The organism is Comamonas testosteroni ATCC 11996, from assembly GCF_000241525.1.
In the GTDB taxonomy this organism is placed as follows: Bacteria; Pseudomonadota; Gammaproteobacteria; order Burkholderiales; family Burkholderiaceae_C; genus Comamonas; species Comamonas testosteroni.
In genome coordinates, this window is sequence record NZ_AHIL01000032.1 from 203,801 (window position 1) to 221,661 (window position 17,861).

A 17,861-nucleotide genomic window follows, 5' to 3' on the forward strand; every position below is an offset into this window, starting at 1 on the left:
AGAGATGGGCTCAAGGATGATCGACCACATGTCATGCCAAAACGCGACATATCTTTGGTACACAAGGAGTGGGAACATATAGACCTCCGGTCTAAAGCTGCAAATCAAGAGGACTTGCATGCACCCACATTACGCTTTTAAAAGACCTTAAACGGCGCAAGCAAAAGCCACCCGGAGGTGGCTGGTGTGCTCGCGTTGAGGCGGTTGCTCAAGGCATCTGGGACAAGCCTGAGTTAGAAAAGTAGCTCTTTTTTTCGCTACTGCTTGCGTTGCTGCTGCTGCTCTTCCTCATTCTTTTCTTTCGGGACGCGAGGTTTGCCTTGTTGCTGCGGAGCTGGGAGCCCGTCGGTAATAAAAAACATCAGCTTCAAGGTGTCCAAAAAGGATGGGGTGGAGATGGGGATGGGGTTACCTGACAAATAGACCTCCGGTCTAAGGCGGCTGGTCAAGATTGACTGCCTTGTCCCACGGTACTCTTTTAAATGACCTTAAACGGTGCCCTTGAAAAATAGACGCCAGCCATGTTGGCGCAGCTGCAGCAGCGATCAGTCGATGAAGCCGAGTTCGCGCAGTGCTTCAGTCTCCTGGGTGTACTCGGCGTCCTCGATCAGCAGCACGCCATCAGGGCCATAGATATTGCGCTGTGGAGCGCCCATGACTTGCTCGATGCGCTCGACTCTGTAGCCGTGTCGCTCCCAAATTTCGGTGGTGTTTATGCGTGTCATGGATTCACTTTACTCAAATGAAAGCACTGCAAGCAAGGCTTTCGTTTGAACCCCGGATGCGCTCCGGGTGGCGGCGCATATCTCCCACTGTCACTGGCTTGCGCTTCGCTCTGGCAGCTTTATGCAGATCACTATCTGCGCCGGTTAGCACCATCCACCGCTTCGGGGCGGCAGAGTCGCGGCGCGTTCCGGAAAGTCATCGGGGCGCAGCGTGTCTCGCGACGTGCATTGAATCTCTGGCTTTTTAAAGACCCGTGGCACGCGGCTCGATCGCTTGGCACCCATCGCTTTGCTGCGATGGATGTAATGTAGCTTTGCTAAATTAATTAAGCAATAGCTTTGCTAAATATAAAATGCAGCGCTGCTACTATTGATCATGCGCGCACATCACAAAGATGCAAAAAAGCCCGCTGATGCGGGCTTTGAGACAGCCAGTTCGGGCCGGCTACAGATAGCAATGAGCGCTTCTACGTTGTGTCCTCGACAAGTGATGGCAAAGCAGCGCTGTGCAGAATGCTCACGGAAGGTCTGCGCGTATTCCGGTCGAGCTGACCGCCTGTGCCGGCTGTGGCTGACCAGGCTGCTGTTCATGACCGACTGAGTTCGGCCAGAAGCAGTCAGCCAAGCTGGTTGCCAAGTAGGTGGTGGACTTCAAACGTTCAGCTATCTGACTCTAGCTTGTTTGGTGCATAAAGCCGAAAGCGCAGAAAGCGAGCGCCTTCAATGTCAACTTCGCCGTCAGGCTGAAATCCCAGCCTGAAAATTCCTTTGATATTTGTCCTTGATGGCGGAAGCAAAATGGTGATGGATTCCATCCCTAGAGAGGTAAAAGCACGTTTCACCATCTCATCAAAAATCGCTTTTCCACTCCCCCAAAAGTCGGGGTGAAGCACCAAGGCCAGGTCGGCATCACCTTCCTCATACTGCATGCCGCCCCAGCCAGCGAACTGCTGTTCAATAAAAATCGCCCAAGGGCCATAGCCGTATTGCTGCCACTGTGCGTCTTTTTGCTGCGCCCATTCCTTAGCCTTGGCCAGGTCGAAATTCGCACTTCCCAGCGGCATTTGCCGCAGCACATCGGGGTTGTTGTTGAGTGCAACGATGTCTATCGGGTCAACTTCGGTAAGGCGCTTGAATTCCAGGGGCATGCTTTAGCTAAATACGGTTGCAACCAGACTGAGCATAGCAAAGCGGTGATGGTTGGCCGCTGTGCATACGATCAACTGGCAGCTTTGGGTCGTTTGCTGTCTGTGATTAGTACAAGCAGGCCGGTCATCGGGTCTCGGAATGATGGTCAATGCAGGCCAGCGCCCGCAAGTCTGCCTGCACCCATTGCTTCCGTGAAACAGCGAGAACCAGTAGTCCTAGAAAAAAACCTTTTTCGTGCAGGCGTCTAGTGCCTTTGCAGCGGCGTTGCTTAGACCAGCTGTTGGAAGCGGTATTTCCTTGCCAGTGGGCGTTGTAAATGAGATCGAGGTGATTGGATCGGATGCAAGTGTCATCGCCATCTCATCAGGCATGGCAAAACCCACCTCAATCCCATTGCTATAAAGCGTCATTGCTGCGGAGTTGCCTGAGTAGCGCTTGTCATTGATGGCTCCGCCGATGCTTGATGGAGGCAGTGAAGACTGCTTTTCAGCTACTCCGAACTTTGGGCCTTGCAGTTCTACGTAGGTAAATAGCGGGTTGCACTGTGTCGCGTATTCAAATGCAATCAAAACCAAGCGACTCGTGGCGCCTTCTGAAGGAAGCCCGACTCTTGCGACCGGGCCCACGTAGCTGCTGAGGTCGGCCTGCCATGTTTGCTGGCCCAGGGCGGGGGCGGCGCAGAAGTAGAAAATAACCGGAAGCAATGCTGCACAGTTATTTTTCATGAGGCACCTCTTAGGAAGATCTGAATCAGTCGCACCGATTACAGCCTTTTCCCATTCCAGGCCCACACCACCCGACCAACCACATCCACTTGATGATCGCCATTCAGTGTTTGTACAGTCTTGGCGCTGGGGTTGTCGCTGGTCACCTGCAGCTTGCCGTCAAAGGTGGGGGTGACACGCTTGATGAAAGTTCGATCATTCGCCCGCAAAACGTAGACGCCTTCGCGTGAACTGGGGTCACGTGCACTAAGCCCTGTGTCAACGAGCAGGACATCGCCATCTGTGAATGTTGGGGCCATGCTGTCGCCATATGCGTGTATGAAGCGCAGCTCTTGCGGGTTCTGGGGCCTGATCTGCTGATTGATCCAGTGTGGGGATAGGGCCAAGTCACCCACAATGACATCTGACTCCAGCAACTCAGAACCGGGGCCCATGCTGCCGCAGTTAGAGAGCAGAGGAACAATTACAGCGTCAGGTGCGTGATACATCGGAACAGCACTGTACGCTGACATGTCTATCTCGTGACCCCTTGGGTAAGGCGCTGGCTGAGCAAGCTCCGAGACGTCAGACACCAGCTTTGCAAAGCGAGGTGCAATCTCTCCGATTCCGATACCCAGCCCTTTTGCATACGCTTTGGCCGCATCCAAGCTGATGGGGCGATGCCCACTTTGGTGTTGGGAAAGCATGGACGCACCGCCTGGAACTCCATTGTCCTTGGCGAACTGAGCCTTGTTCTTAACGCCGGTAAGAAGGCGACGCAGGTTTGCAGCCTCTTCCTCAGTAGTCCATTCTTTCATGTTAGCGATGCTAATAATTAATGAATTTAGCGTGGCTTGATGTTTATGATTAGCTATGCTAAATTTTATGAATGAAACATGCAGCATTCGCAAAGCGAGCCAGCACCGAGGCAGGTGGCCCGACTGCTCTGGCGCGAGCCCTAGGCAAATCCCCTTCCGAGATATCCCAGTGGATCAGCGGACGGCGCCCGATCCCTGCTGCTTGCGCTGCAAGCCTTGAAAAGCTCACTACTGTGACTAGGCGGGATCTGTTCCCCGACCAGTACACCCAGATTTGGCCTGAGCTGGCGCAGCCATCCACCTCAACCAAGGAGGTGGAGTGATGTCACTTATCGAAGACTTGGGCTTTACAGGCGGGACAGGCAAGTCCGTTGTCGGTACCCATGACCCAAGTGCGCTGGAGCACAACAGACCTGCCGATGGAGAAGCAGGGCTGGCAGACATAGTGGGGCGCCTCATCGATTCCTGGCTCGTCTGCTCCGGCCAATGTGTTGGTGGGATTACTGCGCAGCGCAACCGCACCGCTAGCGAGCGTGACCAGCGTGTATTTGCCGCGCTCATCGATGGTTGCCTTCAGTTCCAGATTTTCCTTTTGTACCTTGGCCAGATCCGATTGGAGCTGCAAAAGAGCGGTGTTGTGAGCGAGGAGTCCCTCCTGCGCCTTGAGCAACTGCTCCAGAAGGGCAGCGGTTTTCTCGTTGATGAGAGCGGTGTCGCGCATCGCGCTCATTCCCTTGGCGATGTCGCGGGCAGCGGAGATTGATCCTGCGATGCCACCGATTGCTGTCCAGTCCATTTGCATGCTCTCCATGAATCACATCATTAATTTGTCCATCGTCATCGCTGGCTTTGGGGCCGCGGTGCAGCCATCCACCTCTGCAAAGGAGGTGGGCAATGACTGAACCATTTGATTTGCGCTTCAGCCCTGAGCTTGAGGCTGCTGCTGACGCTCTTTTAATGTGTGCCGGATTTGAAGATCCACACGGGTCCACATCTGATGGAAAGACTCCAGCACATGTTCTGGAAGAGGCTTGTTCTCCAGATAGGTCTGCTCGCGCTGCAGATATGAATCCAGCATCGAATTCAGAGCTTCTGGGTTGGGGTGCGTCCTTATGAGTGCGCCGATCGTTGCAATCAGGGCTGACTGGGTGCCAAAGACAAAAGCACGCAGTTCGTTTAGCTCTGTATTCGAGTCGTTCATGTCTGCCCCTCTCTCGCATGGTTTTGCTGGAACTTCCATTCTGCTCCGGGAGGTCGCGAGCGGCTATTTCAAGGAGGACGGCAATGATTGAGCCGCAATATCGCTTTGGTGATCCACCTCCGGCTGCGGTTCTGTACCGCCGCAAGCGTGCCGCTGATAGACAGCTGCTTGCGGGCCTGAACAGGTACAGGGTCAATAAGGCTAGACGTACGACACAGGCATCGTCCTCGAGCGCAATTCCTCTTCCGCCATCTGAATTGCGTCGTACGCCGCAAGAAAAGCCGACTTCATGAGGTCTTCGGTGATGTCGTCGTTTGCCTGGACGCGCTTTTGCAATGCAACGGCCGCCAATGTCGCTGCTGCCTGCATGTATTCCTGTTTCATGTCTGCCCTCCTTGTGGCTGTTGGTAACGGTTTGGAAGCCACCAGCATAGCCCTGGGTGCGGCGGGCACCTTTTCCTCTCTTCTGGCCTGTTTTCGTTTGCATGCAGGCAGTGTCTTTTTCTGCGGCACAGCCCGCAACGTCCTTTTTCTCGGAGTCCGGACGACATGAATGCTCTTGATGCATTGCGACGCATGGTCGCCAACTACCCAGGCGGCCGCGCTGCTCTTGCTGCCCGCCTGAACAAATCCGACGAAGTTCTGCGCAAGGAGCTGAGCGGCGTGTCCCCAAGCCACAAGATGGGCCTCTCTGACGCTGAGGAGATTGCGTCTATGTGCCGTGAGGCTGGTAGCGCTGAAGCGCATGCTTTGGGCACGGTCTTCTCATTCAACGCCGGCATGCTGGCGCTGCCCGAAGCGCAGCCAGGCGCTGAAAAATGCCTTTCCAAGTCTGCAGCCATCGCTGTGCGTGAATGCGCAGACGTTCTGATGGCCACCACGATGGCGAAGGCAGACAACAACGTCAGCGACAACGACAAGCGCGTGGTGCAGCGTGAGATCGCTGAGGCCGTGGCTGCGTTACTCGCTGTTCAGCAGTCCCTGGATGCAGAGCACGCAGCAGATAACGCGAGGTCTGGACGATGAGCACGATCATCATGGCGGCCTGCTGGCCCCTGCAGGGCATGAGCCCAAGCCAGAAGGCTGTCCTCATTTCTCTGGCTGATCAAGCCAACGACGACGGCGTGTGCTGGCCTGCAGTCGGGACCATCGCCGCACGCACCTGCTTGTCCGAGCGAGCTGTGCGCGATGCCTTGGCCTGGCTGCAAGCTGCTGGCGCTGTGTTCCGCGAGTACCGCCACAACACCAGCACCAGCTACACCGTGTGCCCCAAGCGCTTTGACCCGGCCAAGGCTCCAGCGGAGAGCAAGCGCACCACCAAGCGCAAAACCAATGTGGCGGCAAATGCCGCCCCCCTTGCGGCTGCCGCCCCGGGTGCAGATGCCGCCCCACCTGCAAATGCCGCAGTACCCCCGGCAGATGCCGCCCCAGCCCCGGCAAATGCCGCCGGTCTGGAGGGGCAAATGCCGCCCCCAAATCGTAAGGGGAACCGTAACTTAACCGCCAATGAACCATCCCCGCCTGCTTCGCCGTCGGGTAGCGAAGGTGATGGCGATTCTGCAAACGACCCGGAAACGGCACTGCAGGATGCCTGCCGAGCCACATGGTCGGCCTACAGCCTGGCCTATGAGCTGCGCTACAGCGTCAAGCCCGTTCGCAATGCACCGGTGAACGCCAACGTGAAAGCCCTGGTCAAGCGCCTGGGCCACGAGGAGGCTCCGCTTGTGGCTGCGTGGTACGTGGCGAACGTCAACGAGGCCTTTGTGGTGAAGAACTCCCACGGCATGGGCGTGCTGGTGAATCAGGCTGAGAGCTACCGCACCCAGTGGGCCCGCGGGCAGGCAATGACTGCAACCGGTGCCCAGAGCGCCGACAAGAGCAGCGCGAACTACGACGCGATCCAGGAAGCCAAACGCATGCTGAACCAACGCAAGGAGTCCACCAATGCTTGATGCACACAACGTCGATACCGATTGGCTGCTCGAAGAACTGGGCGCGACCATGGAGCTGTCCGGGCAGCAGATTCGCCCTGCGGCTCTTGCGCTGCTGGCATCCGATCTGTCCCACATCGACAAATCCCTGCTGCGAATGGCGCTGGCCCGGATCCGCGCGGAGCACAAGGGACCGATCCTCACCGGTACCGTGCTGCAGTATGTGGACCATGCCATGGGCCGACTGCTGCCGGCGGAGGCTTACGCGCTGGCGCTGTCCAGCTCCGATGACAGGGCCACCATCGTGTGGACGAACGAAATTGCCGATGCGTGGACTGTGGCCGCTCCTCTGCTGAACGCAGGGGATAAATTCGGCGCCCGGCAGGCGTTCGTCGAGGCCTATGGCCGCATCACTGGCGAGGCCCGCGCCCGGCGCCAGCATCCAGTCGTGCGGGTGAGCCTAGGTCACGACACCGAGGGGCGCCCCCGTGCCTTGCAGGAGGCTATTACCGCAGGTCGGCTGCCGGGTGGTCTGGATGCGTTGACCGACGATGTCCGGCACCAACTCCAACTGCCTGCGCCACGAGCTGCGCTGGCGCTGCCAGCCCCAGAGGCTGCACCGGCAGGTCCAGAGCGCAGCACGCTGCAGCAGTTAGCCAAGCTGCGCGACCACTTCGCCCGCAAGGCCGGCCGATTCACTCATGCCCAGGTCCTGGCCCGTGCAGACCGTATTCGTTTGAACCAGGAAAAGCGCAAGACTGCCGCTGCAGTGCTGGCGTACCAAGCCGGAGGGGTGGCATGAGCAAACCGGTGAGGTTGACAGGGCACATGCTGAAGCTGGTTCCGAATGCGTCTGGCTCCAAGTACGGCAATAAGAAGATCGTTGCGGCGGATGGCACCAAGTTTGATAGCTTGGCTGAGCTGCACCGCTGGTCGCACTTGCAAATGCTGCAGCGTGGCGGCCACATCAGCGATTTGCGCCGGCAGGTTGTGTTCGAGATGGTCCCATCGGTCAAGTTTGCTGGCGCTGCGCGCGCTCGGCCCGCCATTCGCTACATCGCAGACTTCGTGTATCTGGAGAAGGGCATCGAAGTAATCGAGGATGTGAAGGGCGTGGAGACCCCTGAATTCAAGATCAAGCGCCATCTGATGAAGGCACTGCTGGGTCGGGAAGTACGGGTGGTCAAGTGACGCAGGCATTGAACCCCGCATTCTTTGGCAAGGTCGTGCCGCTGGCTGGCCAGCGCAAGCCGCCGAGCACCTCGCGCATCACGCGGCTGGTGTGGCCGACCTATAAGCGCCTGAGCGACGGCCGCTACCTGATCGAGCACTGGATGGAGAACCGCTGCTGCAACCGGGTGCGGGTGGGCAGCAGCATGGTTTGCGTGGTCGACGACTACGGCAGTTTGGTGGCGGTAGAGGACAGGGGGCGTGCATGGTGGTGAAGCGCATCTATCTCGCCGGCCCCATGAGTGGCCTGCCCGAGTTCAACTATCCAGCCTTTCATGCTGCAGCAGCTGTGCTGCGCGCCCAGGGGTACCACGTTGAGAACCCTGCGGAGAACCCCCAGCCGGCCTGCGGAACTTGGCAGGGCTACATGCGCATGTCCCTGTGCCAGATCGCGGCCTGCGACTGCCTGTACATGCTGCCCGGCTGGCGCGCATCGCGTGGCGCCCGCATTGAGCATGGGCTGGCGCTGGACTTGGGGCTGGAGGTGCAGGACTTCGGGGAGGTCGCGGGATGCTGAATCGACTGAATGACAAAGAGCGCGCCCATCTTGCTGCGGTCAAGGAACTGCCCTGCAGTGTCTGCGACCAGACCGGGCCCAGTGAGGCGCACCACATTGAGCAGCGCCAGCAATACACGGCCGTGGCCTTGTGCGAGAGCTGCCACCGCGGACCGCTGATGGGATGGCACGGCCAGCGCCGCATGTGGGCAATCAAAAAGATGAGCGAACTAGACGCGCTGAACGTGACTGTGCGGCGCCTGATGGGAAATTGAGAAAGAGGACACGATGAGTAGCGACCCCACCAAACCAACCTTAATTGAACGCATGACCAGCGCCAGCAACAGCTCCGACCTCTCCGTAAGCCTTGATTTTCGAGGTGATGCCGATTTCCTGATTGCCTCTGGCATGCAGCCCGCCAAGCTGGGGCGGCTGGTGTACCAGCTCATGGCTGAGTGGGACTCTCGCCTCAAGCCGCGCATGCTGACTGCGGCTGACATTGAGCGCGTTGCGGAAGGCATGCCCCGCTTGGCCAAGAAGACCAAGGACAAGCGCGGCGAGCGGGTGACGGAGGTGCTGGACATTGCGGGTGCCCAGGCGGCAGCGGCCCAATGGCAGGCGCAGACGCGGCGCGAGATCCTGGCAAAGCTGCCCAGCTTCATCAAGCTGACAGACCAGCATGCTGGCTTCACTCCATGGGTTCTTGCGCAGGGCATAGAGGAAGGGCTGGCCAAGCTGTCGGATGTGCTGCTCTGGTGGTGCGATCGCCGTTGCCATGAGTGCGGCGGCACGAACCTTGCCCGAGGGAAGACCTGCAAGGCGTGCCACGGCTTCGGTACCCGCGATGTGCCTCATGGAGCCGACGGGCTGAAGATCTCGGAGCACATCGCTCGGCACGTAGATCGATCCCGCCAGCTCACAAAAAGCAACCTGCGGTGCATGAAGCGATACAAGGAGTTTGCCGCTGGCCAAAAGTTGGCCTAGAATGCGTAGGAATAGCGCAGGCGCAATTAAACCGCCTTGCCATCATCGCTAAACGGTCTTGAGGCGTGGAGCCTTATGACTTTAGGTAATTGATGGATAGTCGCGTCCAAAATTTCCAAAGCCTCAGCCTAATCGCTGGGGCTTTTTGCAATCTGCATTGGTCAATTGATCAGTGCATGACATTCCTTGGCACAAGCGTGGCAATCAATTGCGCACCTCCTAGTGTGTTCGCGAAGGTGCTGCTCACATTCGTTGGCACATGCTAGGCAGATCTCGCCACACAGCTTGCAAAAGTGCTTGGCCATCTCACTGTTGCGAGCCATAGCGCCTGAAGCAAGTGCGCATACGGCCGCGCAATCCATGTTCATTGCAATGCAACCAGCCATGGGGCTTACGTCCTGCTCTTTAAGGCACTCGGCAATACAAGCGTTACATGCAGTGATGCAGGCGTTGCAAGCATCGATGCACCCTAAGTATTGATAGGTTGAGTTCATTGACTTCTCCTGAAGGTGTGTGAAAGCTCACTATCGATTTGGTGCTTGCTAGCAGTGTGTTGGTGTAGGTGGATGTGCCTACATTCCGTCCAAGACGATTTGTGTTCCCTATTGCTGTGCTGCAGGGACTTTTCTTCGATCACCTCGACAGCTTTTTATTCACGGTTCGCTGCCACCGAGCACGCCCGACGATCACGCACATTGCAGTAGGGGCGGATCACTCGGTGGCGGCACCTATGTCTGTGACATAAACAGAAAGGGCCTACTAGGTAGGCCCTTCACTCACTGAAACTTGCCGATAGACGAGGGTGTAAATGAACTTCAGTCGTGATCTCTCTCTGGATGGAGCTTCTGGTGAGTGATTCCATTCTGATCTTCTGGTGTAGGAGGTTGCTAGGTGTTAACCCTTGGGTTTTTGCTGGGATGCGCATCGAAAAGGCGGTGCAGCATCAGGGACGGGTTGGTAATGCCTCAGCGCCCTAACAAGCCTTGTCGCCATCGAGGCTGCAATACTCTGTCGCGCTCGTCCTCGGGTTTTTGCGATGAACACCAGTCCGAAGCCAGCGGCTGGAATCATCCGGGGCGAGGCTCGGCCAAGTCGCGTGGCTATGACTATGCGTGGCAGAAGATTCGAGAGTGGGTCATGCAACGCGATGCGTGCTTGTGCCAGCCATGCCTCAAGCTCGGTGCGGTGTCGGGCGCGCAAGAGGTCGATCACATTGTCCCGAAGGCCCAGGCCAAGCGGCTGGGTTGGACGCGAGAACAGATGGACGCAAGAGAAAATCTGCAGGCGATCTGCAAGGCTTGTCACGCCGTCAAAACGGCGCGGGAGTCGCAGGGTCTGTTCACCTCCCTCTTGACCTGATCGCTTCGCATGTGGGCACGCATCGTGCAGCTTGGGTGGCTCTGGGCGGGGAGGGGGGAGGGTCGAAACCAGGGTGCCCTCGCGCTCTAGACCGACCGGTTCGTCACATTTTTACGCCCGCGAAATATGAAATTTAACTGGAGGCCCGATGGCAGGTGCTGCTGGGCGCTCAGGCCGTCGCCCCAAACCTACGGCAAAGAAGCTGCTGGCTGGGAATCCAGGCAAGCGAGCTCTCAATAAAGCTGAACCAGACTTCGAGCTGGTTCTGAATATCGATTGCCCGGATTGGATGGGAGATAACGGCCGGATGCTCTGGGAAACCGTGGCGCCGCAGTTGTGCAAAGAGCGCATTTTGGCGGCGACAGATATTCAGAACCTTGAGGTGTACTGCTCCGCTTATGACCAGTTTCGGATGGCCCAGGCGGATATCGCCCAGAACGGAGTGACGGTCTCTGGGGCCATGGGGGGCGTGATCAAGAACCCCGCCGCGACGGCCCTCAAAGAGGCGACGGCCATGATGGCCAGCTATGGCGGAATGCTGGGGCTGGACCCGTCCAGTCGACAGCGAATGATGGGGACAGGCAAGAAGAAGCAGAGCGACAACCCGTTTGCAGGGGTCATCAATGGCTAAATATCCGGCGGTGGATGCAGTCAATAAGTTCGCCAAGGCCGTAGTTGCAGGAAAGGTTCCTGCATGTCGATATGTCCGGCAGGCCTGCCAGCGTCATCTGGATGATCTGCTGGCCAGCAAAAGCAAGACCTACCCCTACGAGTTCGATGCGAAGGAGGCACAGAAGAAGATCGCTCTGATTGAGCTACTGCCGCACACCAAGGGCGAATGGGGCTTCAAGCGCCAGTTGATAACCCTTGAGCCGTGGCAGAAGTTCGGTTTGGCTTGCACCTTTGGATGGAAGCGCAAGAAGGATGGTCTTCGCCGCTTTCGTGAAAGCTACTGGGAGGTCAATCGCAAGAACGGCAAGAGCGTCATTGCCGCCGGCGTGGGTCTGGCCATGTTTGCCGCCGACAACGAGTTTGGCGCCGAGGTTTACTCCGGGGCCACTACAGAAAAGCAGGCATGGGAGGTGTTTCGGCCAGCGCGTCTCATGGCGATGCGCTCTCCCATGCTGCTGGAAGCTGCCGGCATCGAGGTCAATGCCTCCAATCTGAACAAGCCTGGCGATGGCAGCCGCTTTGAGCCCATCATCGGCAACCCCGGTGACGGTGCCAGTCCCTCGTGCTCCATCGTGGACGAGTACCACGAGCACGACAGCGATGCGCTCTACACCACCATGCTCACGGGCATGGGCGCGCGCAAGCAGCCCCTGATGTTCATCATCACCACGGCTGGCTACAACATCGAAGGCCCGTGCTACGACAAACGCCGCGAAGTCGTGGAAATGCTCGACGGTACGGTGCCTAACGACGAGCTGTTTGGCTGGATCTGGACCGTTGATCCAGAGGATGACTGGAAGGATCCAAAGGTACTGGCCAAGGCCAACCCCAATATCGGTGTGTCGGTTTATCAGGAGTACTTGGAGAGTCAGCAGCGAAGAGCCATCCAGCAGGCGCGCTTCACAAATACCTTCAAAACCAAGCACCTGGGTCTCTGGGTAACCGCCAAAACCGGGTACTTCAACATGACTCAGTGGGAGTCTTGTGAAGACGGCACACTGAATCTGGCTGATTTCGAAGGCCAGTCGGTGGTCTTGTCGTTCGACCTGGCTCGCAAGCTGGACATGAACAGCATGGCCCGGCTGTTCTGGCGCGACATCGATGGAAAGCGGCACTACTACAGCATCGCTCCGCGCTTCTGGGTGCCAGAGGACACGGTCAACAACAGCGACAACCGGCGGATGGCCGAGCGCTTGCAGAAGTGGGTCAACACAGGTCATCTGCTGACCACCGACGGTGCCGAGATTGACTACCGCGAGATTCTGGAAGAAGCCAAGGAAGCCGCAAGGCTAAATCCTGTTGAAGCATCGCCCATGGATCCGCACGGCGCCACTAACCTGGCCCACCAGCTCGACGATGAAGGCTTGCTTCCGATCACCATCGTGCAGAACTACACCAACATGAGCGACCCGATGAAGGAGCTCGAGGCGGCCATCATGTCCGGGCGCTTTCATCACGACGGCAACCCGCTGATGACCTGGTGCATGGGCAATGTGATTGGCAAACACCTGGTCGGCAACGACGACATCGTGCGCCCCATCAAGCAAGGCAACGACAACAAGATTGACGGAGCCGTAGCACTGATCATGGCGATCGGCCGCGCAATGCCTGGCAAGCAGGCCGAGCAGGAGGCCAGCATCTATGACAGTGGAGTCGGTATCTAGCCACCTCCGGGTGGCTTTTTTATTCACGCCGCCTGGACTTGGGCCCTGGTGGCTTCTCAATCACCACATGAAAAACCTCCTCAACCTCATCACACGCGAGCTCGTGGGCCTGGCCTTCATGGCGGTGGGTTTTGTCTGTTTGATGGCCGGGATTGCCGCGCACTTCTCCCCGGCGGTCGCGGCCATGGTGGGCGGTTGCCTGCTGCTGGTTGCAGGCGTTGCCATTGATCGGATGAGCTGATGCTGTTCAACAAACGAGAAGCCGCCGAGCAGGCGGGCACCCGCGTTGGCTGGCTGTCGTCCATCATTGGTGGTGCCAAGCAGTCGGCCGCTGGCCAGCTGGTTACGCCGCAGACCGCCTTGGCCTTGCCGGTGTTGCAAAACTGTGTGTCGCTGCTGGCTGAGTCGGTGGCCCAACTGCCACTGGAGGTGTTTGAACGCCTGGAGGACGGCTCTCGCAAGTCTGCCGATGCCCACCCGGCCTATGGGCTGCTCAAGTTCGCTCCCAATGATTGGCAGACGCCATTCGAGTCGCGTGAGTATGCGCAAACGGCTTTGGGGCTGCGCGGCAACGCCTATAGCTTCATTGAGCGCGACGGCCGCGGCAACCCCACTGCGCTGATCCCTCTCAACCCAGGTGATGTTCAGGTTTTCAAGGGGCCGGACCTCAAGCCGTATTACTCGATTGACGGCAAGGAGCCCGTGCCGGCGCGCTTTGTTCACCACGTGCGCTGGGTATCGCTGGACAAGTACACCGGCCTGTCGCCCATCGCCCTGCACGCCAACAGCATCGGCTATGCGCTGGCGCTGGAGGAGTACGGCGGCAAGTCCTTTCTGCATGGCACGGCGCTGTCCGGAGTGCTGGAGCGCCCCAAGGAAGCCGCGGCCATCAAAGAGCAAAGCGCCATTGATGCGCTGACCAACAACTGGCAGGCCAAGTTCGGGGGGGCACCCAACGCAGGCAAGGTGGCGCTCCTGCAAGAGGGCATGACCTTCAAAGCCCTGTCCATGAACAACGTGGATGCGGAGCTGATTGGGGCGCTGAAGTTGGCAGCGGTGGATATCACACGCATCTACAAGATGCCGCCACCCATGGTCGGGATGATGGAGGCAGCCACGTACAACAACGTGGAAAACCTCCAGATCCAGTTCGTGATCTACACCCTGATGCCATGGCTTCGCCGCCATGAGCAGGCGCTGCAGCGCGATTTGCTGCTGCCCTCCGAGCGAAGCCGCTACTACATCGAGTTCAACATCGGCGGCCTGCTGCGCGGTAACCAGGAAGCGCGCTTCAAGGCTTATGCCGTGGCCCGCCAGTGGGGCTGGCTGTCGGTCAACGACATCCGTCGCCTGGAAAACCTGCCGCCAGTCACCGGCGGCGATGTGTACCTGCAGCCCCTGAATATGGTCGGGGCCGGCACGCAGATGCCGGAAAAACTCACTGATGCATCGGACGAGCAAGTCCGCGATATCCAGAAGGCCCTGACATGAAAAACTTCCCTCGCATCGCCAGCATGATCTTCAACACCCCGCAGATGGTGCGCGAAGACTGGCTGGACATGGCTGTGAACTGGGCCAACCAGGCGATGAACCTGAACATCGTCAACCTTAACCCTGGCGGTCAGGTCATGGCCATGGAGGATGACGAGCCAGTCAACGCCATCTCGCCGGCAGATCGCCGCCTCAACGCCGCCCGAGAGAGCGGTGTCTACGTCCTGCCCATTCATGGCGCCCTGGTCTCGCGCTCGGCGCACATGGACATGTGCACCACCATGACCAGCTACGAAGGCATTCGCACCCAGCTGCAGGCCGCGCTGGCTGATGATGCGGTGGAGCATATTGCGCTGGATGTGGACAGCCCCGGCGGCTCGGCCACCGGCATGACCGATCTGGCAGAAGAGATCTTTGCGGCTCGCTCCATCAAGCCCATCACGGCCATCGTCAACTTCTCCTGCTACTCAGCGGCCTACGGACTGGCCAGCGCGGCTAACGAGATCGTGCTCAGCAACTCCTCGGGCGTTGGCTCCATCGGCGTCATCGCGCGTCATGTGGACATGAGCAAGCGCTATGAAGAGCAGGGCATCAAGGTCACCACCATCTTTGCCGGTGCGCGCAAGGCGGATCTGGCCAGTGATGCCCCGCTGAGTACGGAGGCAGCGCAGTGGCTAAACGAACTGGTGCAGCAGAACTATGCCGAGTTCACAGAGCTGGTTGCGCGTAATCGTGGGCTGACCGTGGCCGCGGTGCGCGGTACCGAGGCGGGGGTGTACTTTGGAGCCAAGGGCATCGAGATGGGATTGGCTGACCGTATCGAACCACCGCAAGCGGCCATCAATCGCATCGCAGCCAGTGTTTCGGCTGGCCGCAAGCCGCAGCCGGCGCGCAGCTTCAGTGCCCGGGCGGCGGCTATGAATTTGCAGAACCACTCCTGAACAGAATGCGCAAACTATGTTTTCGGGTTAACTCAACTTCGAGAAGGTTCGAGCCTGGGGCAGAGCTCTATTAAGTTGAGTAATGTTGCATGCTGTAACATCCCGCCAAATATTGGAGGCGAGATGTCTTGGATAGCTCAGTGTCAAATTTGGTGCAAAGACATCAAGGGTCTGGGTGAGGAGGTTGTATGGGTGGAGAAGCCGTCACGCAGCAACTACCTATTGGCTACCAGCAAATTGTTGAATGCTCAGGGTGTCGCAATCCCCAATCTGGAATTCAAGGGCGAGTATCGAATCGGTAGACACGGGAACATCATTTCTTATGCACTGATGTACCGGCACGGCAAGGAACTGCGTCGCGTATTCATGGTGGAGGTTTACCCCCAGCACGTCCGCTCTCATATTGAGCCGAATGGGACACCGTTCTTCGGCCCGCACATGCATCTTGGAGATGAACGACTGGGGCAGGTGTCGAAGATGGTGATTGATCGCGTGGGCAACACATTTCACCAATGGTGGCTCGAAAAACTTCGTCGCCACACTAGAATTCTTGACACTGCCCATGGATTGCTTGAAGGTCCAATGGGTGGCAATCTTTTTTCTCGCTGACATGCAAGTTCGTTGCCTTAATTTCTTCGCTAAAAGTGGCTGGCATTGCCACCCGCTTGAAGGCACGGCAGGCACTCCAGGTGCCTTGTATATCAGCACGCCTTTTCTACTGAGCGATCGCAAGCCCTTGGACTTCTATGTCCAAGAGGACAACAACGAAGTAACGATTTACGACGATGGCGCAACAATGTTCGCGCTCAGTAGCCTGGGCTTCGACTTCACTGATCGCCGCAATTGGCGCAGCTTGGCGGGTCTGGCGGAGAAGTATGCGTTTGAATTAAGTGAGGGCGGCGAATTCAGTTGCAAGAAGCCGGAAGGCGAATTCATGGAACTGGCTGCCAATGCCATTGCACTTTTTGCTGCTGTTCGCACCTGGGAGAAGGAGCGAAGTGCAGAGGGAGACATGGATTTCTCTTTGACCAAAGAGGTTGAGGAGGTTCTTCTGCGTAATGCTCCAGATCGAAAGCTGAAAGCCGGTGCAACGGTGTCTGTTGGCACGGCAGAGGTCGCATTTGATTTTCAGTGGGGCGACTTCTATGTCGACACGCTCAGACCAGTGGCGATTTCAGTGAACTCTCGTTTACGCAAAGGGCTGCTGATGCGACGTGTGGATGCGTCAAATAGCGTGCTTTTCGTAATTGATGACACACATTCCTCATTGAAGGCGAATGCCGAGATGATGGTTCTGAGTTCTGTGGCACCAACTGTGAAATTAAGCACATTGCGCGAACTTAAGGAACCTTACAGGGCTCCCTTGTCGATTGAGCTCTGATTCATTTGGTAACATCCCCGGAAAAATATTCTGGGGGAGAGATGAAAAGGTGGATAGCGGCATTTTTAGTGCTGTTTCTATTTGGCTGTGCGTCGCAGCAAAGCACTGACTATTCGGGTATACCGGATATAGCTTGCACGCCGGTTGAGGCGCATGTCACAAGCAATGATGAAAGCGTTCCTGCGACGTTTATTTGTCCAACTGGTGGTGCGCGCGCGAACTACGCGGCTAATGCTTGTTCATGGGTCGATGGGTACTACCGGAAAGATGGGGCATATGTTCCCGGACATACCAGATGTCGATACAACAATCCTGCCTCGATCGCCTACAGATCTAACGCTGGCTCTGCTGCGGCCCCTTGTGTAACGGGCTACTGCGGCTCCGTAAATGTGCGTGGCTATTACCGCAAGGATGGGACATATGTGAGGCCCCACACCCGCAGTCGTGGGCGCCGGTAGTCGCCTACGGATAGAGTTCAACTGATAGGTAGCTAGAAATGCTTGATCGAGTTCCGGTACCCACAGACAACATCTATAAATTCATCGCGCTGTTTTCACTGGTTGCAATGATTTTTTCGATGTGGGCGATTATCAATATCCAAACTTCCACTAATGAAGTTGTATACAAGACGCTGCCGGAAATTGAAGCGCTCAAAAAGTTTGAGAACCGTACGGATGAGCAAAATTTAAGCTTGGCCTTGTTGGAGCGAAAGTTAGAGGTCGCGAAGAGTGACCGAAAAGCGTTGTCATATGCGCTCTATGTTGTATTTGGGGTAGCGTTCTGGATGGCGGTGTATGGATTTGGGAAATGGCACAAGGATGTGCAGCCACTCGTCGATGCTCAGAACAAAGCGCAGCTTGAGATCCTGCAGCTACAGATTGAGAAGCTCAGGCTCGAAAACCAGAAGTTGGCTGAGTCACTAAATGGCGTTGAGCCGCCGCTTGTTGCTGCCAGTCCACCGCAGCTAAGTGTGCTGGCACAGGTGGTCAGGGCGCTACTGACTCGATGAAAAATCACTGACCCGCCTCGGCGGGTTTTTTTACTTTCTGCCGCTTGGGTTTGGGCCCGGGTGGTTTGTTCGCGCCCGCCATGGGCATCACTGAACCCGCCTTGAG

27 protein-coding genes are annotated in these 17,861 nt (G+C 57.5%); 17 read left to right on the plus strand and 10 right to left on the minus strand.

Translation table 11 applies throughout. The features are described from left to right. Positions 1-257: 257 nt before the first annotated feature. From CTATCC11996_RS14330 to CTATCC11996_RS14350, 5 genes are all read right to left on the minus strand, one after another. On the minus strand, positions 258-449 hold the full coding sequence (locus tag CTATCC11996_RS14330) for a hypothetical protein (RefSeq protein ID WP_003061342.1): 192 nt from the start codon (positions 447-449) through the stop codon (positions 258-260). A 96-nt stretch (positions 450-545) separates the two neighbouring features. After that, on the minus strand, positions 546-725 hold the full coding sequence (locus tag CTATCC11996_RS14335; protein WP_003077341.1) for a hypothetical protein: 180 nt from the start codon (positions 723-725) through the stop codon (positions 546-548). Between the two features lie 659 nt (positions 726-1,384). Beyond that, positions 1,385-1,873 carry a GNAT family N-acetyltransferase gene (locus CTATCC11996_RS14340; RefSeq protein WP_003077343.1) on the minus strand — a complete coding sequence of 163 codons (489 nt, stop codon included), beginning with the start codon at positions 1,871-1,873 and terminating at the stop codon, positions 1,385-1,387. A gap of 216 nt (positions 1,874-2,089) precedes the next feature. Then, positions 2,090-2,599 (minus strand): hypothetical protein, encoded by a 510-nt coding sequence (locus CTATCC11996_RS14345; protein WP_003077345.1) that lies wholly within the window; start codon positions 2,597-2,599, stop codon positions 2,090-2,092. Positions 2,600-2,637: 38 nt separating this feature from the next. Continuing rightward, on the minus strand, positions 2,638-3,396 hold the full coding sequence (locus CTATCC11996_RS14350) for a S24 family peptidase (RefSeq protein ID WP_003077349.1): 759 nt from the start codon (positions 3,394-3,396) through the stop codon (positions 2,638-2,640). Positions 3,397-3,467: 71 nt separating this feature from the next. On the opposite strand from CTATCC11996_RS14350, the gene CTATCC11996_RS14355 reads away from it, so the two are divergent. Then, positions 3,468-3,719 carry a transcriptional regulator gene (locus tag CTATCC11996_RS14355; protein WP_003077352.1) on the plus strand — a complete coding sequence of 84 codons (252 nt, stop codon included), beginning with the start codon at positions 3,468-3,470 and terminating at the stop codon, positions 3,717-3,719. Positions 3,720-3,721: 2 nt separating this feature from the next. Here CTATCC11996_RS14355 and CTATCC11996_RS14360 read toward each other — a convergent pair whose 3' ends face one another. The 3 genes from CTATCC11996_RS14360 to CTATCC11996_RS14370 all read right to left on the minus strand — a co-directional run bounded on the left by CTATCC11996_RS14360 (position 3,722) and on the right by CTATCC11996_RS14370 (position 4,981). Then, the gene (locus CTATCC11996_RS14360) at positions 3,722-4,207 is read right to left on the minus strand and encodes a hypothetical protein (RefSeq protein ID WP_003077355.1); all 486 of its coding nucleotides are present in this window, start codon (positions 4,205-4,207) and stop codon (positions 3,722-3,724) included. 108 nt (positions 4,208-4,315) lie between these two features. Next, positions 4,316-4,597 (minus strand): hypothetical protein, encoded by a 282-nt coding sequence (locus CTATCC11996_RS14365; protein WP_003077357.1) that lies wholly within the window; start codon positions 4,595-4,597, stop codon positions 4,316-4,318. Between the two features lie 201 nt (positions 4,598-4,798). Next, positions 4,799-4,981, minus strand: coding sequence for a hypothetical protein (locus CTATCC11996_RS14370; protein WP_003077359.1), 183 nt, complete (start codon positions 4,979-4,981; stop codon positions 4,799-4,801). Between the two features lie 165 nt (positions 4,982-5,146). On the opposite strand from CTATCC11996_RS14370, the gene CTATCC11996_RS14375 reads away from it, so the two are divergent. The 7 genes from CTATCC11996_RS14375 to CTATCC11996_RS14405 are packed head-to-tail and all read left to right on the plus strand — an operon-like array spanning position 5,147 to position 8,529. Continuing rightward, entirely contained in the window at positions 5,147-5,623 is a 477-nt protein-coding gene (locus CTATCC11996_RS14375) for a phage regulatory CII family protein (RefSeq protein WP_003077362.1), read from the plus strand. After that, positions 5,620-6,549 (plus strand): helix-turn-helix domain-containing protein, encoded by a 930-nt coding sequence (locus CTATCC11996_RS14380; protein WP_003077365.1) that lies wholly within the window; start codon positions 5,620-5,622, stop codon positions 6,547-6,549. Before CTATCC11996_RS14375 ends, CTATCC11996_RS14380 begins: the two co-directional genes overlap by 4 nt. After that, positions 6,542-7,330 carry a hypothetical protein gene (locus CTATCC11996_RS14385; RefSeq protein WP_003077368.1) on the plus strand — a complete coding sequence of 263 codons (789 nt, stop codon included), beginning with the start codon at positions 6,542-6,544 and terminating at the stop codon, positions 7,328-7,330. Before CTATCC11996_RS14380 ends, CTATCC11996_RS14385 begins: the two co-directional genes overlap by 8 nt. Next, positions 7,327-7,719 carry a DUF1064 domain-containing protein gene (locus CTATCC11996_RS14390; protein ID WP_238532414.1) on the plus strand — a complete coding sequence of 131 codons (393 nt, stop codon included), beginning with the start codon at positions 7,327-7,329 and terminating at the stop codon, positions 7,717-7,719. The genes CTATCC11996_RS14385 and CTATCC11996_RS14390 overlap by 4 nt, the downstream gene beginning before the upstream one ends. Continuing rightward, the gene (locus CTATCC11996_RS14395) at positions 7,716-7,973 is read left to right on the plus strand and encodes a hypothetical protein (protein ID WP_003077373.1); all 258 of its coding nucleotides are present in this window, start codon (positions 7,716-7,718) and stop codon (positions 7,971-7,973) included. The genes CTATCC11996_RS14390 and CTATCC11996_RS14395 overlap by 4 nt, the downstream gene beginning before the upstream one ends. Continuing rightward, entirely contained in the window at positions 7,964-8,275 is a 312-nt protein-coding gene (locus CTATCC11996_RS14400; protein WP_003077376.1) for a DUF4406 domain-containing protein, read from the plus strand. The genes CTATCC11996_RS14395 and CTATCC11996_RS14400 overlap by 10 nt, the downstream gene beginning before the upstream one ends. Then, on the plus strand, positions 8,269-8,529 hold the full coding sequence (locus CTATCC11996_RS14405) for a hypothetical protein (RefSeq protein ID WP_003077377.1): 261 nt from the start codon (positions 8,269-8,271) through the stop codon (positions 8,527-8,529). The genes CTATCC11996_RS14400 and CTATCC11996_RS14405 overlap by 7 nt, the downstream gene beginning before the upstream one ends. A gap of 40 nt (positions 8,530-8,569) precedes the next feature. Here CTATCC11996_RS14405 and CTATCC11996_RS26315 read toward each other — a convergent pair whose 3' ends face one another. Beyond that, positions 8,570-9,226, minus strand: a complete 657-nt coding sequence (locus CTATCC11996_RS26315; RefSeq protein WP_238532415.1) for a hypothetical protein — start codon at positions 9,224-9,226, stop codon at positions 8,570-8,572. A gap of 173 nt (positions 9,227-9,399) precedes the next feature. Continuing rightward, a complete protein-coding gene (locus CTATCC11996_RS26320) occupies positions 9,400-9,732 on the minus strand; it encodes a four-helix bundle copper-binding protein (RefSeq protein WP_003063504.1) in 333 nt (110 codons plus the stop codon). Positions 9,733-10,375: 643 nt separating this feature from the next. Between CTATCC11996_RS26320 and CTATCC11996_RS26325 the strand changes: the two genes are divergently transcribed. The 9 genes from CTATCC11996_RS26325 (at position 10,376) to CTATCC11996_RS14450 (ending at position 17,755) form a co-directional block, all read left to right on the plus strand. Next, on the plus strand, positions 10,376-10,597 hold the full coding sequence (locus tag CTATCC11996_RS26325; protein ID WP_003077382.1) for an HNH endonuclease signature motif containing protein: 222 nt from the start codon (positions 10,376-10,378) through the stop codon (positions 10,595-10,597). A 148-nt stretch (positions 10,598-10,745) separates the two neighbouring features. Next, a complete protein-coding gene (locus CTATCC11996_RS14420) occupies positions 10,746-11,228 on the plus strand; it encodes a phage terminase small subunit P27 family (RefSeq protein ID WP_003077385.1) in 483 nt (160 codons plus the stop codon). Continuing rightward, positions 11,221-12,933 carry a terminase large subunit gene (locus CTATCC11996_RS14425; RefSeq protein ID WP_003077386.1) on the plus strand — a complete coding sequence of 571 codons (1,713 nt, stop codon included), beginning with the start codon at positions 11,221-11,223 and terminating at the stop codon, positions 12,931-12,933. Before CTATCC11996_RS14420 ends, CTATCC11996_RS14425 begins: the two co-directional genes overlap by 8 nt. Before the next feature lie 67 nt (positions 12,934-13,000). After that, positions 13,001-13,174 carry a hypothetical protein gene (locus CTATCC11996_RS25900; protein WP_003077388.1) on the plus strand — a complete coding sequence of 58 codons (174 nt, stop codon included), beginning with the start codon at positions 13,001-13,003 and terminating at the stop codon, positions 13,172-13,174. Next, complete coding sequence (locus tag CTATCC11996_RS14430; protein WP_003077390.1) at positions 13,174-14,424, plus strand: phage portal protein; 1,251 nt, start codon at positions 13,174-13,176, stop codon at positions 14,422-14,424. The genes CTATCC11996_RS25900 and CTATCC11996_RS14430 overlap by 1 nt, the downstream gene beginning before the upstream one ends. Continuing rightward, positions 14,421-15,365: a S49 family peptidase gene (locus tag CTATCC11996_RS14435; protein ID WP_003077392.1), complete on the plus strand. Its 945-nt coding sequence runs from the start codon at positions 14,421-14,423 to the stop codon at positions 15,363-15,365. Before CTATCC11996_RS14430 ends, CTATCC11996_RS14435 begins: the two co-directional genes overlap by 4 nt. 123 nt (positions 15,366-15,488) lie before the next feature. Then, positions 15,489-15,974, plus strand: a complete 486-nt coding sequence (locus CTATCC11996_RS25570) for a hypothetical protein (RefSeq protein ID WP_003077395.1) — start codon at positions 15,489-15,491, stop codon at positions 15,972-15,974. 1 nt (position 15,975) lies between these two features. After that, positions 15,976-16,746, plus strand: a complete 771-nt coding sequence (locus tag CTATCC11996_RS14445; protein ID WP_034349195.1) for a DUF1828 domain-containing protein — start codon at positions 15,976-15,978, stop codon at positions 16,744-16,746. 496 nt (positions 16,747-17,242) lie between these two features. Beyond that, positions 17,243-17,755: a hypothetical protein gene (locus tag CTATCC11996_RS14450; protein ID WP_003077400.1), complete on the plus strand. Its 513-nt coding sequence runs from the start codon at positions 17,243-17,245 to the stop codon at positions 17,753-17,755. Positions 17,756-17,861 lie beyond the last annotated feature (106 nt).